General features: G+C 42.0%; 16 protein-coding genes. 3 read left to right on the top strand and 13 right to left on the bottom strand.

Features of this window, described 5'->3' with window-relative positions; all coding sequences use genetic code 11:
* Positions 1-2 precede the first annotated feature (2 nt).
* The 5 genes from KUG63_RS05670 to KUG63_RS05650 all read right to left on the bottom strand — a co-directional run bounded on the left by KUG63_RS05670 (position 3) and on the right by KUG63_RS05650 (position 5,224).
* On the bottom strand, positions 3-824 hold the full coding sequence (locus KUG63_RS05670) for a Na(+)-translocating NADH-quinone reductase subunit C (RefSeq protein ID WP_015005337.1): 822 nt from the start codon (positions 822-824) through the stop codon (positions 3-5).
* Entirely contained in the window at positions 817-2,022 is a 1,206-nt protein-coding gene (locus KUG63_RS05665) for an NADH:ubiquinone reductase (Na(+)-transporting) subunit B (RefSeq protein ID WP_015005336.1), read from the bottom strand. The genes KUG63_RS05670 and KUG63_RS05665 overlap by 8 nt, the downstream gene beginning before the upstream one ends.
* Positions 2,022-3,365, bottom strand: a complete 1,344-nt coding sequence (locus tag KUG63_RS05660) for a Na(+)-translocating NADH-quinone reductase subunit A (RefSeq protein WP_020932947.1) — start codon at positions 3,363-3,365, stop codon at positions 2,022-2,024. The genes KUG63_RS05665 and KUG63_RS05660 overlap by 1 nt, the downstream gene beginning before the upstream one ends.
* Positions 3,366-3,531: 166 nt before the next feature.
* A complete protein-coding gene (locus tag KUG63_RS05655; RefSeq protein WP_015005334.1) occupies positions 3,532-4,305 on the bottom strand; it encodes an ABC transporter permease in 774 nt (257 codons plus the stop codon).
* Positions 4,298-5,224 (bottom strand): ABC transporter ATP-binding protein, encoded by a 927-nt coding sequence (locus tag KUG63_RS05650; RefSeq protein ID WP_413464110.1) that lies wholly within the window; start codon positions 5,222-5,224, stop codon positions 4,298-4,300. The genes KUG63_RS05655 and KUG63_RS05650 overlap by 8 nt, the downstream gene beginning before the upstream one ends.
* A 122-nt stretch (positions 5,225-5,346) precedes the next feature.
* On the opposite strand from KUG63_RS05650, the gene KUG63_RS05645 reads away from it, so the two are divergent.
* From KUG63_RS05645 to KUG63_RS05635, 3 genes are all read left to right on the top strand, one after another.
* A complete protein-coding gene (locus KUG63_RS05645) occupies positions 5,347-7,614 on the top strand; it encodes an NADP-dependent malic enzyme (protein WP_277642382.1) in 2,268 nt (755 codons plus the stop codon).
* Positions 7,615-7,710: 96 nt separating this feature from the next.
* Entirely contained in the window at positions 7,711-7,950 is a 240-nt protein-coding gene (locus KUG63_RS05640) for a hypothetical protein (RefSeq protein ID WP_015005331.1), read from the top strand.
* Between the two features lie 118 nt (positions 7,951-8,068).
* On the top strand, positions 8,069-8,671 hold the full coding sequence (locus tag KUG63_RS05635) for an FKBP-type peptidyl-prolyl cis-trans isomerase (RefSeq protein ID WP_015005330.1): 603 nt from the start codon (positions 8,069-8,071) through the stop codon (positions 8,669-8,671).
* Positions 8,672-8,736: 65 nt separating this feature from the next.
* On the opposite strand, the gene fabB is transcribed toward KUG63_RS05635, so the two are convergent.
* The 8 genes from fabB to dmpH all read right to left on the bottom strand — a co-directional run bounded on the left by fabB (position 8,737) and on the right by dmpH (position 15,889).
* Positions 8,737-9,954 (bottom strand): beta-ketoacyl-ACP synthase I, encoded by a 1,218-nt coding sequence (gene fabB, locus KUG63_RS05630; RefSeq protein ID WP_015005329.1) that lies wholly within the window; start codon positions 9,952-9,954, stop codon positions 8,737-8,739.
* A 12-nt stretch (positions 9,955-9,966) separates the two neighbouring features.
* Complete coding sequence (fabA, locus tag KUG63_RS05625) at positions 9,967-10,482, bottom strand: 3-hydroxyacyl-[acyl-carrier-protein] dehydratase FabA (protein ID WP_026362564.1); 516 nt, start codon at positions 10,480-10,482, stop codon at positions 9,967-9,969.
* A gap of 93 nt (positions 10,483-10,575) precedes the next feature.
* Positions 10,576-11,877 carry a hypothetical protein gene (locus KUG63_RS05620; RefSeq protein ID WP_015005327.1) on the bottom strand — a complete coding sequence of 434 codons (1,302 nt, stop codon included), beginning with the start codon at positions 11,875-11,877 and terminating at the stop codon, positions 10,576-10,578.
* A 6-nt stretch (positions 11,878-11,883) separates the two neighbouring features.
* Entirely contained in the window at positions 11,884-12,843 is a 960-nt protein-coding gene (locus KUG63_RS05615; RefSeq protein WP_287554380.1) for a ketopantoate reductase family protein, read from the bottom strand.
* Between the two features lie 19 nt (positions 12,844-12,862).
* The gene (locus KUG63_RS05610; protein ID WP_277642385.1) at positions 12,863-13,693 is read right to left on the bottom strand and encodes an alpha/beta fold hydrolase; all 831 of its coding nucleotides are present in this window, start codon (positions 13,691-13,693) and stop codon (positions 12,863-12,865) included.
* A gap of 9 nt (positions 13,694-13,702) precedes the next feature.
* The gene (locus KUG63_RS05605; RefSeq protein ID WP_016389824.1) at positions 13,703-14,734 is read right to left on the bottom strand and encodes an LLM class flavin-dependent oxidoreductase; all 1,032 of its coding nucleotides are present in this window, start codon (positions 14,732-14,734) and stop codon (positions 13,703-13,705) included.
* Between the two features lie 158 nt (positions 14,735-14,892).
* The gene (locus KUG63_RS05600; protein ID WP_015005322.1) at positions 14,893-15,084 is read right to left on the bottom strand and encodes a 2-hydroxymuconate tautomerase; all 192 of its coding nucleotides are present in this window, start codon (positions 15,082-15,084) and stop codon (positions 14,893-14,895) included.
* Positions 15,085-15,097: 13 nt separating this feature from the next.
* Positions 15,098-15,889: a 2-oxo-3-hexenedioate decarboxylase gene (dmpH, locus tag KUG63_RS05595; RefSeq protein ID WP_015005321.1), complete on the bottom strand. Its 792-nt coding sequence runs from the start codon at positions 15,887-15,889 to the stop codon at positions 15,098-15,100.
* Between the last annotated feature and the right edge of the window lie 5 nt (positions 15,890-15,894).

Below are 15,894 nucleotides of genomic sequence, written 5' to 3'. Positions count from 1 at the left end.
CGTTACGCTCCATTCTCTTGAACTTTATTCAGGTATTGTTGATACCCTTCAGCGCCCATCCAATATTTCAGCATATTACTCACACCACGACTTGTTAATGTTGCTCCCGCTAAACCATCAACTTGATATTCCGCTTTAGGTGCACTCGGAACAACCGTTCCCTTAATGACTTTAATTGCAACATCACCCTCTGGTCCGTAGATTTTCTTTCCATCCCATATTTTTTTCCATTTTGGGTTATCTACTTCCCCACCTAAACCAGGGGTTTCTGCGTGTTCGTAGTAGCTTAAACCAACAATGGTCTGGCCATCATTTTCTACCGCAAGGAAACCGTACAAGGTTGACCATAAACCATAACCATTGATTGGAAGAATTAGCTGCTTCACAGCATCACCTTCTTTCACTTGATAAACCGGCATATATTTCGGACGCATCCTGATATTAGCAAGGTCATCTGACTTAGGTATTGTTACATTCAAGTTTGGGTCTTTAGCTGCTCGTCTTACATCGTATGTTGCCGGATCCATATCGGTGACATACTCACCCGTTGATAAATCAACAAGCTTAATATCAATTTTTGAAAAAGCCGCTTCGATATCATCGCCTTGCTCATACAAACCCGCTACTTGAAGAATATTTTTCTTCTTATCTAGCTCTTTATTAAGTTCTTGTAGTGGTTTAAGTGCAACAGCTGAAATTGACACAAAAACTGCACATACTAGGCACACTAAAGTCGCCATGATGAACGTTTTAAGCGTACTATCGTTTGATAACGCGAGGAAGTTCATTTTGCCTACTGGCTTCGCTTCATTTTCATTAGGCATTTCTTTTCTCCCTTCTTTTGATGTTTGACTGAACAACAAAATAATCAATCAATGGTGCAAACATATTGGCAAACAATATGGCCAACATCATTCCCTCTGGGAAAGCAGGGTTTACCACACGAATTAAAACCACCATCAGACCAATTAATAGACCATACACCCATCGACCCGTGTTTGTCATCGCCGCACTCACAGGGTCCGTTGCCATATAGATGGCACCAAATGCAAAACCACCTAATACAGCATGCCAGTACCAAGGTGTTGCAAACATAGGGTTTGTGTCACTACCAATTAAATTAAGCATAGTACTGGTGACTATCATGCCAGCTAAGACGCCTAACATAATGCGATACGAAGCAATTCGGGTATATAACAAAAAGCTCGCCCCAATTAAACACGCAAGTGTTGAGGTTTCACCCATTGAGCCTTGCACCGTTCCTAAGAACGCATCCATCCAAGTAATTCCTGATGTCGTTACTGCTGTAATACCACCCGCAGCAGCCATGCCTAAAGCCGTCGCACCGCTAAACCCATCAACAGCCGTCCAAATAGCATCACCTGACATTTGAGCTGGATAAGCAAAAAACAAAAACGCACGTGCTGTTAACGCGGGGTTCAAGAAGTTTTTACCTGTACCACCAAACACTTCCTTACCAACAACAACACCAAATGAAATACCAATAGCTACCTGCCAAAGAGGAATTGTGGCCGGCAAAATCAGCGAAAACAGCATTGATGTAACGAAAAACCCTTCGTTAACCTCATGCCCTCGCACAATTGCAAATAAGACTTCCCAAATACCGCCTACTAATACGGTAACAACATAAATGGGTATATAGTACATGGCACCATGTACCATATTTGCCACAAGACTGTCTGGGTTATAGCCGACCGCATTTGTTACAAAACCACGCCATGAATCTAGCGATGTCATGTTTAACTCAGCCATCGCCATGTTCGCCATATGGCCGGTATTCCACATTGCCATCAACACACAAGGTAACGCCGCGATGAATACATACGTCATGATACGCTTTAAATCAATAGCATCTCTTACATGCGTTGTGCCTGCGGTAACATCTTTAGGCGTATATAAAAAGGTATCCACCATTTCATAAATCGCATAATACTTCTCTAGTGATCCGCCTTTAGCGAACTTCGGGTGTATTGAATCTAAATAATTCCTTAAACGAGACATTAACCCTCCTTCTCAATGTGTGCCAAATTAGCGCGTAGCGCCTTACCAAAATCATGCTTTCCTGAATCTACAAATGAGCATAACGCTAAATCTTCTTCGTCTAGTTCTAATGCACCGAGTGATTCAGCTGCATCAACATCCATAACAACTAAGGCTCGAAGTAATTGTGTTGGCAAAATATCCAACGGCATCACGCCTTCATATACCCCAATAGGAACCATGGCACGTGGGCTACCGTGTGCTGATGTATCCATTGCCATTTTTTTCTTACGGTTAAAACTAGATAGCAGAGCATTTGTAAAAGAGAATTTCTCGCCTGCCGGGTTTAGCCACCCTAGCAGCTGACGCTCTCTTCCTTCTTGAAGTACTGACAACTGAACATGGTAACGACCTAAATAAGATGCCCAGTTATTCGCTTTTCTACCTGACAAAACAGAGCCCGAAATAATTCGCACATTACCCGTCTCAATTTCTTTTCTAACCAACTCTTCTGTATTTGCACCCAGTCTAGTTTTAATAAGACGCGGCTTAAGAACTTTGGGGCCGGCTAACGAAATGACCCGCTCAACGTTTAAAAGACCCGATGTAAATAATTTACCAATGGCAATCACATCTTGATAGCCAATGGTCCACGCAATTTTTTTCGAATGAACAGGGTCAATAAAATGTATATGCGTACCAGAAAGACCTGCTGGATGTGGTCCAGAAAACTCAGCGACTTCGACCATGCCGGGAACTGCTATGTCTGCGTCGACAGCCTTACTCACATACACCTTTCCTTCTGTCAGGCGAGAGATCACTGTTAAACCATCTTTAAATGCATCTGCATCTTCGGCAATAACAACACTTGGATCTGCCGCTAATGGATTAGTATCCATAACGGACACATGAATCGCTACAGGTCGAGTAGCTGGCGCAGGTACTTTACTGAATGGACGCGTTCTAAAAGCTGTCCATAAACCTGATTCTGTTAGGTTCTTAACAACATCTACCGCATCAAGGCTCGCTAATTTTTCAGACGAGTATTTGGTAAACTCAACCTGATCGTCACCGTCTAATTCAATAACAACCGTGCGTAACACACGTTTCGCACCTCGGTTAATGCTTTTGACAACCCCGCAACCAGGCGAAGTAAAACTAACACCTTCGGTTTTTTTATCGGTAAATAAAATCTGCCCCAGCTTGACACGATCACCTTCTTTAACCAGCATGGTAGGCTTCATATCTATGTAGTCTTCGCCAAAAACGGCAACACTGGAAACCTGATTACCCTCTGAAATAACTTGACTTGGCGCGCCTTTAATTGGCAGGTCCAAGCCTTCTTTGATCTTAAAGTAGTTCATTGATTAGGCTTCTTAATTGATTTAAGTTTGTTTGTTTAAGCAGACTGCACGTTTAATGTCGAGTAGCGACTATAACCCGCTGACCTGCCGTCAATACTTCTAGAAAAATTACTTATAAAACTTTTCGAATTCTATCCTATCGCACCGCATCATTCAATCTCGTTAACTAATTCCTTATACCAATTCCCTTAGAAAGTAGCCTTAAACTGACCCCCAACATAAAAACAATAAATGTCGCAATAACGATAAAGCCGTATAACAGCGGTATATCAGACTCCCCTAATATACTAAACCGGAATACATCGATCATGTAAAGTACTGGATTGAGTAATGATACGTTTTGCCAAAACTCTGGCAATAAGTCAATCGAATAAAACACCCCTCCCAAATATATCAAAGGCGTCAAAACAAACGTTGGCACAATTGAAATATCATCAAAGCTTTTTGCATAGGCTGCATTAATAAAGCCCGCCGCTGAAAACAACACCCCTGTTAACAAGAATACAACCACCATCATCACCGGGTGCGCAATATTTAAGTCTGTAAAAAACAAGGACACAATCGTCACCAAAACCCCCACGATCAGCCCTCTCAGCACCCCACCAGAAATATACCCTGTCAAAATGATCCAACCGGGAATAGGTGCAACCAACATTTCTTCAATATTATGCTGGAATTTTGAACTGTAGAAAGAAGAAACTACATTTGAATAGGCATTACTAATAACCGCCATTAAAATAAGCCCAGGGACAATAAAGTCCATATAATCATAGCCATTCATCGTCCCAATTCTTGAGCCAATTAAAGTGCCAAAAATAAGAAAATAAAGCGTTGTGGTAATCACCGATGGCAATAAAGTTTGCACCCAAATACGTAGAAAACGCCTAACTTCCTTATACGTTATTGTTTCTAGCGCAACACAGTATTCTTTATTAAACATTATCCTTACCCTTCTTTACTAATAACTTAAGAAACAGCTGTTCTAGCCTGTTTGATTCATTACGAATACCCGATACTTTTATACCCAATTGAGTTAACTCATCAAATAAGGCGTGTATTCCCGACTCCTTGCGCACGCTAACCTGCCATGTCGTTTCATCCAAACGCTCTATTCTACAACCCGTTATTACTGGCAGCTCTTTTTCCGGTCGCTCAAGGCTCAATACAAAAACTTCTTCATCTGCTTTTTCCAGCAAACCCTTCATATCCATATTCTCAATCACATTACCTTTATTGATAATGGCAATATGCTTACACAGGCTTTCTGCTTCCTCTAGATAATGGGTGGTTAGAATTATCGTCGTTCCAGCAGCATTTATTTCCTTAAAAAAGCGCCACATTGACCGACGTATTTCAATATCAACACCAGCTGTAGGTTCGTCGAGTATTAGTAATTTCGGCTTATGCACCAATGCTCGCGCAATCATCAACCGCCGTTTCATACCGCCTGACAGCTCCCTTGCTGCCTCATTACGCTTATCCCAAAGCTCTAGCTGTTTTAGACAAATCTCAGCTCTTTCCAGCGCTTTTTTTCGAGGAATACCGTAATAGCCGGCCTGAGACACAACGATATCAAAGACATTTTCAAACTGATTAAAATTAAACTCTTGTGGCACTAAACCAAGACAGCGCTTCACCCCTTCCGGGTCAGTATCCAAATCATGCCCGTAGACTTTAACAGTACCTGATGTCTTATTAACCAACGAGGCCACAATGCCTATTGTGGTGGACTTGCCTGCGCCATTTGCACCTAATAGTGCAAAAAAATCTCCCTGCTTGACCTCTAAATTTATACCTTTAACCGCAAGAAAGTCGTTATCGTAACGCTTGTATAGCTGATTTATTTCAAGTGCATTCATATTTAAAACTTGTATTTGTAAAAATAAAACATCTAACTCGTAAGCCAAGTTAGCAATTAACCGCCTAGTTTAACGTATAATGACACTATCATTTCGACATCAACCAAACTATTACTTAAATTATGTCTGACAAGCCTATAAAGAACGCGCTGTATTATCACCAACATCCGAAGCCTGGAAAGATTGAAGTTACACCGACTAAAGCACTGAGTAACCAAACCGACCTTGCTTTGGCTTACAGCCCCGGCGTGGCAGAACCCTGTTTAGAAATAGCCAAAGACCCCTCTTCTGCCGCACTTTATACGGCACGAAGCAACCTAGTGGCGGTAATTACCAATGGTACTGCCGTCCTTGGCTTAGGGGATATAGGCCCACTGGCCTCAAAACCAGTTATGGAAGGCAAAGGCGTCCTGTTTAAGAAGTTTGGCGGCGTAGATGTCTTTGACATTGAAATCAATGAAAAAGACCCCGATAAATTTGTTGATATTGTGGCCAGCCTAGCACCCACCTTTGGCGGCATTAACCTTGAAGATATTAAAGCACCCGAATGTTTCTTCATCGAAAAAAAGCTTCGTGAAAAAATTGACATCCCTGTTTTCCACGATGACCAACATGGCACCGCCATTATCACAGCCGCTGCTATCCTTAACGGCTTAAAAGTAGCCAATAAAGACATTTCAACGGTTCGACTTGTTGCATCTGGAGCAGGTGCGGCCGGTATTGCATGCCTAGATATGCTTGTTGAAATGGGCCTCAAACGAGAAAACATTCTCGTCAGCGACAGTAAAGGGATTATCCATGACGGCAGAACTGAAGGAATGGATGATCGCAAACAACGCTACGCGACTAAAACTGACATCAGAACCTTAGCCGAAGCCACTGTCGGAGCAGATATTTTCCTAGGCGTATCACGTGCCGGCATGATGACTAAAGACATGGTCAAACAAATGGCCAAATCACCTATCATCTTCGCACTTGCTAACCCCATACCCGAAATACTACCCGAAGAGATTAAAGAAGTAAGGGATGACGCTATTATTGCAACTGGTCGCTCTGACTATCCAAATCAAGTGAATAATGTGCTGTGTTTCCCTTATATCTTTAGGGGCGCACTTGATGTTGGCGCAACTACCATTAACGAAGAAATGAAACTCGCGTGTATCCGCGCACTATCCAAGTTGGCACAAAAAGCAGTAAATGACGACAGTGATAGTTATGTTGGAAAGACCCCTGTTTTTGGACCCGAATACTTAATTCCTCGTCCTTTCGATCCTAATCTTATTATTGAAATACCATTAGCTGTTGCCAAAGCCGCTATGGAAAGTGGTGTTGCTACCAAACCAATTAAAGACTTTAATCATTACAGAGCCTCGCTTGAACGCTACGTTTATCGTTCAGGCATGGTCATGAAGCCTATTTTCGAGCAAGCCAAACTCACACCAAAGCGTGTCGTTTATGCCGAAGGGGAGAATGGAAGAGTACTTCGCGCCGTACAAGAGATCGTTAACTCGCAGTTAGCCTCGCCCATTCTTGTAGGTCGTAAAAAGGTCATTATTGAACAAATTGATCGATTAGGCCTTGAAACATCAATACTAGATCAAGTTGAAATTATTGAACCAGACAACAACCCTTACTTTCGCGAATGTGTTGCCGAATACCATAAAGCAAAAGGGCGAAAAGGTGTTTCATTAACCTTAGCGCAAAATTATGTGCGGACAAAAACAACCGTCTTAGCCTCCTTACTTGTCAAGCTTGGCAAAGCTGACGCTATGATTTGTGGCATGGTTGGCAATTATCACCGACACCTTGGTCATATTACCGATATTTTAGATAAAGCAGACGGGGTAAAAAATGTAGCTGCACTGAGCGCCATTTCATTACAAAAAGGCGTTTTCTTCTTTTGCGACACAATGGTAAACAACAACCCAACTACTGATGAGCTAGTTGCCATGACATTGCAGTCTGCTAACCATGTTAAACGATTTGGCATCACCCCTAAAGCCGCCTTACTATCACATTCTAATTTTGGCAGCGCTAATGATGATGATGCAAAAAAAATGTCCAACGCTGTTAGCATTCTTCATGAAAAACATCCTCAACTTGAAGTTGAAGGCGAAATTCAAGCCGATGCTGCGTTGCTTGAAAATTTAAGAAAAGGCGTGATAAACGACTCCAAACTTAACGGTGAAGCTAATTTATTTATCTTCCCTAATTTAGACGCCGCCAACATTTCATTTAACATGGTTCGCATCTTAAGTGACGGGGTAACCATTGGCCCTATTTTATTGGGCTTAGAAAAACCCGTTCACGTTCTAAAGCCTTTTGCCTCTGTCAGGCGAATCCTGAACATGACCGCTTTATGCTCTGCAGAACAAGGTGAGGTTAGCTAATTTAAGCGATAAAATACCCGTAATGTGATTTCTTTCACATTACGGGTGCTGGTTTGTTAACTATAATTATTACGTAAATTACTCTAAAATACTGATATGAACGTTAGCTCTATCAACCAAAACGCCCTCTTAGGCATTAACAACGGTCTTAATCAGGCAAGCAATGCAAGCCAGAAACTGGCCAGTAATGAGCAGTTAAGCGGCGAGCAATCTAGTCAAGAGACAGCCAAAGAGCTCCTCGCGTTACAACAAGCACAACAGCAAGTTCAAGTATCAACCCGAGTCGCACAAACAGCTGGCGATGTTATTGGCAGCATAATAGATATTAGAGCCTAACCCTCCCTTCAAAACACAACTAAAGCTCAGCATTAATTAAGGTGAATTCCCATCTGCTATAGTTTTGCGTCTATTTATTGTAGAATGGTCGTTTAACTTTACTTAATAGGACTGTATTTTGGAAACAGAAAAGCAAAAGCTTAGCTACACAATGGGCCAACAAATTGGTGGCGGTATCCGTCAAGATAAACTAGATGTTGAAACCGAATCCCTCGTTTTAGGTCTTACACACAGCTTAAATGGCGACCCTAGCCTTTTAAACCCTGCAGAAATGCAAGCAGTTATTGAAGCATTCCAAAAAGAAATGCAGGAAAAAGCTAACGAAGCAAAAAACAACAACGCTGATAAAAGCATTCAGTTCTTAAAAGACAACCTTGCAACTGAAGGGGTACAAGTTCTAGAAAGCGGCCTGCAATACATTGTTATCAATCAAGGCACAGGCGAAAAACCTCAAGCAACAGATACTGTTGAAGTGCATTATGAAGGCACACTTATCAATGGCACTGTGTTTGACAGCTCTATTAAGCGTGGCGAGCCAGCTACATTCCCAGTAAATGGCGTTATCCCGGGTTGGCAAGAAGCACTACAACTGATGGAAGTTGGCACAAAATGGAAAGTGTTTATTCCTTCTGAATTGGCTTACGGTGAACAAGGTGCAGGTGGTGCGATTGGACCAAATGAAACACTGATTTTTGAAATGGAATTGTTAGCGATTAAATAACACTAAGTTTCAAAGCAAAAAAAACCGGTCATTGACCGGTTTTTTTTGCTTCTATAACCTTAATGTTAGTCTTCGTAACGCTTTAGCACTAGGGTCGCATTTGTTCCACCAAAACCAAAGCTGTTTGACATTACTGTATTCAACTCAACACCTGTCTGAGTTTCCATAACAATATTAGCCGCTTCAGCTGCCTCATCTAATTGGTCAATATTTGCTGAGGCTGTTATAAAGTTATCCTTCATCATCAATAAACAATAAATGGCCTCTTGCACACCCGCTGCCCCTAAAGAATGACCCGATAATGACTTCGTAGAACTGATCGGTGGTACCTTATCACCAAAAGCGGCTTTTACTGCTTTAAGCTCAGCCATGTCACCTACCGGTGTACTGGTGCCATGCGCATTAATATAATCGACAGGTGTATCGACATTCTCTAAGGCCATTTGCATACAACGCGTTGCACCCTCACCCGACGGAGCCACCATATCGTAACCATCTGAAGTAGCGCCGTAACCAACTAATTCAGCATATATTTTCGCACCTCTAGCCAATGCAACATCCAGGGCTTCTACCACTACTACACCACCACCACCAGCTATTACAAAACCATCACGGTCTGCATCATAGGCTCGTGAAGCAGTGTCGGGAGTATCATTTCTTTTTGTTGATAAGGCGCCCATCGCATCAAACATCATTGTTAATGACCAATGCTCCTCTTCGCCGCCACCAGCAAAAACACGATCTTGTTTACCTAATTGAATAAGCTCCATAGCATTACCAATACAATGTGAACTGGTCGCGCAAGCAGAAGTTATCGAATAGTTAACGCCTTTAATCTTGTAGGGTGTAGACAGTCCTGCTGATACTGTGCTGCTCATCGTTCTTGGTACCATATAAGGCCCAACTCGACGAATACCTTTCGTATTCAATAAGTTAATAGCTTCATCAACATTCTTTGTAGACGCTCCACCAGAGCCCATGATAAGCCCAGTTTTAGGGTTTGATACTTCCTCTTCTGTCAAACCTGCATCATCAATCGCTTGCTGCATTGACACATAGGCATAAGCAGCAGCGTCTCCCATAAAGCGTCGAGCCTTACGGTCTATTAATTCGTCTAGATTTATATCTGGCACACCAGCGACATGGCTTCGAAAACCTTTTTCTTTGTACGCTTCCCTATAGCTAATACCTGATTTCCCAGTTTTAAGCGAATCTGCAACAGTATCTACATCACTACCTAGTGATGAAACAATACCCATGCCTGTAATAACAACCCGTCTCATATTTAACCTTTTTTAGAAATTTTCAGTTGAAGTAAATAACCCTACACGCAAATCCTTTGCTTCATAAATTACTTTTCCGTCCACTTCCATCACCGCATCAGCAATACCCATCACTAATTTACGCATAATAACTCGTTTTAAATCAATTTTATAAGTCACTTTCTTGGCCGTTGGTAGTACTTGCCCCGTAAATTTTAACTCACCCACTCCTAACGCTCGTCCTCGTCCTAAGCCACCTTTCCAGCCTAAATAAAAGCCAACTAATTGCCACATTGCATCTAAGCCAAGGCAACCAGGCATGACGGGGTCACCCGGAAAGTGGCATTCAAAAAACCACAGGTCGGGAGTAATATCTAACTCCGCAATAATTTGCCCTTTACCATTTGAACCGCCATCTTCTGTAATGGATATAACTCTATCGACCATTAACATATTTGGCATAGGAAGCTGTGCATTCCCAGGGCCAAATAGCTCCCCTCTTCCACAGCTCAATAATTCTTCTTTATTAAATGAATTCTGTTTCTTAATCTCTGTCAAAATACTGCTTCCTTAAAGTGTTATGGCCCATGATGGATTTACAATGCTATATGATACTTGTTATCAAGCAATTGAGCGAGCATCTTAAACACCAAGTAAGTAACCAGCCGCCATTAAAATAACGCAATCAAATAAATATAACTTTGACGCATACGCTATATTCCATTTGAAAATTTGCTGCCCTGACGCACCGTAGCGCCCATGTAGCGCAAGATTAATTCCAGATATTGGGCTTGCCGACACCCCAATCGCCCAAGCCATTAAAAACGTAATCGCCAGTAACGTTTGATTTGGCTCAATACTTATAATCCAATGCCCAATAACAGCGATACTGATAACCGGATGAACGCCCAAAATAGCTAATACAAACATCCATAGCAAAATAACGGATGCCACAAAGCCATCGAAGTGCTGAAACGGAATAGCTATCGACAAGCCATCAAGGGCTGCCGCCAATCCTGAGCCAAACACACCTGCAATAAGAAATAGAAGCAGCTCATTTTTCATTTGCGGAAGCCTGTTCACCCCATAATGAATGAAACCCATACCCCCTTTGCTTAACCCCTGCCTTAACAGCAAAACCACCAAGCTTAATAGCAAGGAGCACATTGCTATTAATATAAGCACACTAACCGCAGGAAAAGCATAATGAGCCAATGCTACTAATATGACCAAGCCAACTGGCAGCCACAATGCTTCAAACCGTACTGGGTAACCAATAAACTCTTCGATACCCTCCTGCTTATTTGCCTTAGCTTCGAAAAATGTAATCAAAAATGCAAGCACGGCCAATCCAAAACCAACGACCATCACAATGGGCAGCGAAGCTTCGGGCGTAAAAACTAACGCTGCTGCAAAAGCAGCAAAAAATGGCGACCAATGGGCGCCCGATGTAAACGCTCTCGTCAACAACTTCTGTTGATTCATTGATAGCTGCGCCTCTTTTACCATTCTATCTGCCACCAATAATACAGCTGATAGATTGATGACCGAGCCAAAGAAGTGAACACCTAGGTAAGTTCTAACAAAGGCTTTGACGCCTGTCGGTAAAGCCTTTGCTTTCTTATCAACGGGCAAGGCCACTAATTGTAAAAACTGCACCCCAATCAGCATTACAATCATTAACTGATTTGCTGAAAATGCTTTATCAATATGAGCTATTTCACCAGTTTGCCATGCCACCAACCAGCTCATGATGGCAAAAGTCGCAATGGTCAGGATGATCTTTTTTTGCTTAACCGCCAAATCAAAAAATAAAATAATGCCGGCAAGCCATGTAAACACGCCCTGAAGTCCTTCAATATTATTTGGAACCCAAGCATTAAAAACTGTTAACACAAAACTAAGTATTAATAACGGCCCTGCAGCCTTTATAAGATAAGACATTAAAGTCTAAGAAGTTTCTACAGCAAGGCGTAATAACGTGGCGATAGTTCGGTTATATGGCGCATCTTTTCCCATCCTTTCACAGCCTTTAATGACAACGCCACAAATCTCTTCAATTTCTAACGGGCGACCCTTTTCGCGGTCAACCAGCATGGAAGGCTTTATAGAATCAAACGTTGAAATCAATTCAAGCATATCTTCGAGATCTTCTTGAGATAACTCAACCCCATTAGCTTTTGCTGCCAGCACTGATTCTTCCATTGCACCACGTATGAGTGGTAATAGACGCACATCAGGTGTTACCTGCCCGGTCTCTTTTTCTAACAAGGTACATACTGGGTTAAGACCATTATTAATAATTAACTTACGCCATAGTTCTTTATTAATATCTTTAGAGACCTCTGTTGGAATTTCTGCAGAGTTAAAGCAACGAGCTATCTCGTTTATTCTTTGCTCGGTTTTAGTACTGATTTTTTGATGATTGGGCCACAAACCTAAAATGACCTGCGCAGGGCCAATTGACTCAACCACACCTGGTTTAACAATATGCGCACCTATCCGGCGAGCAATACCACCCAAAACCAAACCAGCTGGCAATACTGAACTAAGCTGCTGTTCATTATCGACACCATTTTGCAAAGATAAAACATAGGGCAATTCACTTTTTGGATGCTTCTTTAACCAAGCATCAAGTTGACGCGCAAAGCCCGCTGTTTGCATACTTTTCAAGCACACAACAATAACATCAAGCTGTTCTGGTCGTGTTGTTTCAAACCATTTATCAAGACTAACGGCACTAACCTGTTGGTTAAACACTAACTCGGCGTGTTTAACTTCTAGACCCTGCCCTTGCATAGCCTGTAGGTGAGCGCCTCGAGCGACCAACGTAACAGTCTCACCAGCCTGAATTAGCCTGGCGGCATAGTAACAACCTATACCGCCAGCACCTATAATTGCAAAGTTCACTTAATTTTCTTACCTAAGTTTATTGATCCGCTTCTGTAAAGAAATCTAATACCAACTTGTTAAACCGTGCATTTTGTTCTATTTGAGTCCAATGTCCACATTTTCCAAACATATGCAGTTGCGAGTTTGGCAATAATTCAAAAAAGGTCTTTGATGTAATAGGCGGAACCACAACATCTTCACGACCATGAACCATCAATGTTTCGTGTTGAATCTTCTTAATATCTTCAGGGTCACTAGCAAGCGCGTCAACCCAACGTTGACGAGGTGCAGGGAACATTTTACTAAATGACTCTTGGAACCCTGGCTGAATGCTTGCCTTATAACGAAGTTCAGCTAACTCATCGGTCACTAAGCTTCGATCATAAGCAAATAAATCCATCATTTTACGCATATTTGCCACTGATGGCTCATAACCCCAAACCTCATCCAAGCCTGCTGTTAATTCAAATTCAACGCCGGCCGCGCCCATTAAAACAAGACGATTAACTCGCTCAGGGTGCTTAATTGCAAGTGCTATCGCTAGGCCGCCGCCAAATGAATTACCAACTAAATGTGCTTTCTCAATACCCAATGCATCCATTAGGTCAACAGCATGTTGAACCCAATTATCCATTGTATATTCATAGTTTTCTAAACGTTCGGTAAAACCAAAACCCGCCATATCAGGGGCAATCACACGATAGTGCTCAGCCAATACAGGAATAACTAAACGCCAATTAGCCCAAGCCGTTACACCAGGTCCAGATCCATGAATCATAAATACTGGATACCCTTCACCTTCATCGTGGTAATTAGTTTTAAAGGCACCCGTTTGAATGCTGTTGGCAATTTCTGGATTGGAACTCATGATTGTCTCCTAGATGTTATTTAATAAACCGAATTGTTGAGCCAACATTTTATAGGAGGCTATGCGAGGTTTAAAGGAATGAGTCACATTAACAATCATTAATTCTTCAACATCGTATAACTCTGCAATTTGCTCTAAACGTGACTGACATTGCTCAGGTGTTCCGGTAACCATCGTTGCTAATGTTTCATCGTAGTACGCTTGATCAGAGAGGGATAACTGTTTCTTTTTATCCATCACCTCTTCAGGCGAGAAAAAACTGTCAATCTTGCCATGACGAAAGGCCTGAACTTTCCAATATGTATGGCTACTTGCAATGAGCTCCGCCTCTTCTTTAGAGTCTGCACAAATAGACGCGACTGCAATAATTGCTTCTGCTTTGTCTAGACTACCACCTTGTTTAAATGCCTTGCGATAGCGTTGTATGATCTCTGGGGGTCTATCATGTGTTCCAATAAATAGCGCCAACACAAAACCTGCGCCTAACACACCCGCCATCTCAGCACTGCCATCACTCGAACCTAACATCCAAACTGGTGGTGCGCCCACATCGGTTGGTACCACAACGGCTTGACTATAAGGATGATCCTCAGGCAGATTGTTACTTAAATACCCTATCAAATCTTGCGTTTGACTAGGGTAGTATTCGGAGGGAACCGTTTGCCTTGGCGCTGAAATAGCAGCCGATGAAATTGGGTGTCCACCTGGCGCACGCCCTACTCCTAAATCAATACGGCCCGGATGAAATGCCTCCAACATTTTAAATGTTTCAGCCACCTTAAACGCACTGTAATGCGGCAACATGACTCCACCGCTGCCCACTCTAATGCGTTTTGTAGCATGAGCGACATTATTCACCATCATTTCAGGACAAGGGCTTGCATAACCCGGGGTTGCATGATGCTCTGCGACCCAATACCGGTGATAACCTACCTCATCGCATGCTTTTGCCAATTCAATGGTAGAAAATAATCCGCTAGATTCTGGCTGATTATCATGGACAGGAGATTGATCAAGAACGCTTAGTTTTATGTTTTTCATTATTTAAGGGGAAATTTAAAAAGGCATTTATATTAAATGGATTTGTATTCTCTCGTCGATGACAGTTATCAAAAAATACAAAAAAGCCCTAAACAACTTTCATTGCTAGGGCTTTTAAGTGTTTTCAATAAAACCGATAACTTAAAACGTGTCGTCGCTTAACGACCTAACGATTTTGCAGTTTTACCACCAATTCCAAACTGTGTATTAGGTACTTCTTGAATTAATACGCGAACGTTTTGACGTGGCGCATCGACTGCTTCACAAAGCGCATCGGTTACCTTTTCAATAACCGCAGCTTTTTGCTCATCAGTTCGACCTTCCATCATATGAATATGTGCTATTGGCATTTACTTTCTCCCGTTAATCAACAAATCGCATTGTCACAGTGCCTAGATCTTGATAGCGCACTGAAACATTATCACCTGCTTTAACTGCAATAGCAGGGGTAATAGCCCCAGCCATAATAAACGTACCAGCAGGAATAACCTCTCCACGTTCCGCCAACAGATTAGCCAGCATTGCAACACTTGCTGCAGGGTGACCTAGAATAGCTGCACCAGCACCTAACTCTACTACTTCACCATTGATCTCCATGACCACACCGATTGTTTTAAGATCCAAATCTTCAACCGGTAACATACGACCCCCTGTTACAAAGCGTGATGAAGAAGAGTTATCAGCAATCACACTCTTAAGGTCAAATTTAAAGTCTTTATAACGTGAATCAATAATTTCCACAGCTGGAACAATAAAATCTGTTGCTGACAAAACATCACCAATGTGACAACCTGGTCCACTTAATTCTTTTTTTGTTACAAACGCAACTTCTGCTTCTACTTTTGGGTGAATTAACTCAGAGATCTTAACTTCACCACCATCAGGAATACTAAAATAATCAGCCAAAAAACCATAACAGGGTGTTTCTACTCCCATCTGGCGCATTTTTGCCATCGATGTTAAGCCCATTTTTAGACCAACAATCTTGTTACCTCGTGCTTCTTTTCGACGACGAATCTCCCACTGTACATCGAGTGCTTCATCCCAGGTGATTTCTGGATAATCATTTGTTATTTTTGTTACTTCTGTGCAGTTAAGCTCAGCATTTTCTAGGTGCTCCGCTAACTGTTCAATTGTTGCTTTATCTAAAGCCATAATAG

It is taken from the genome of Cycloclasticus sp. (genome assembly GCF_019090545.1).
GTDB classification, from domain to species: Bacteria; Pseudomonadota; Gammaproteobacteria; order Methylococcales; family Cycloclasticaceae; genus Cycloclasticus; species Cycloclasticus pugetii.
Note: the sequence above shows the minus strand (reverse complement) of the source record. Positions and strands in the feature narration are given on the sequence as shown.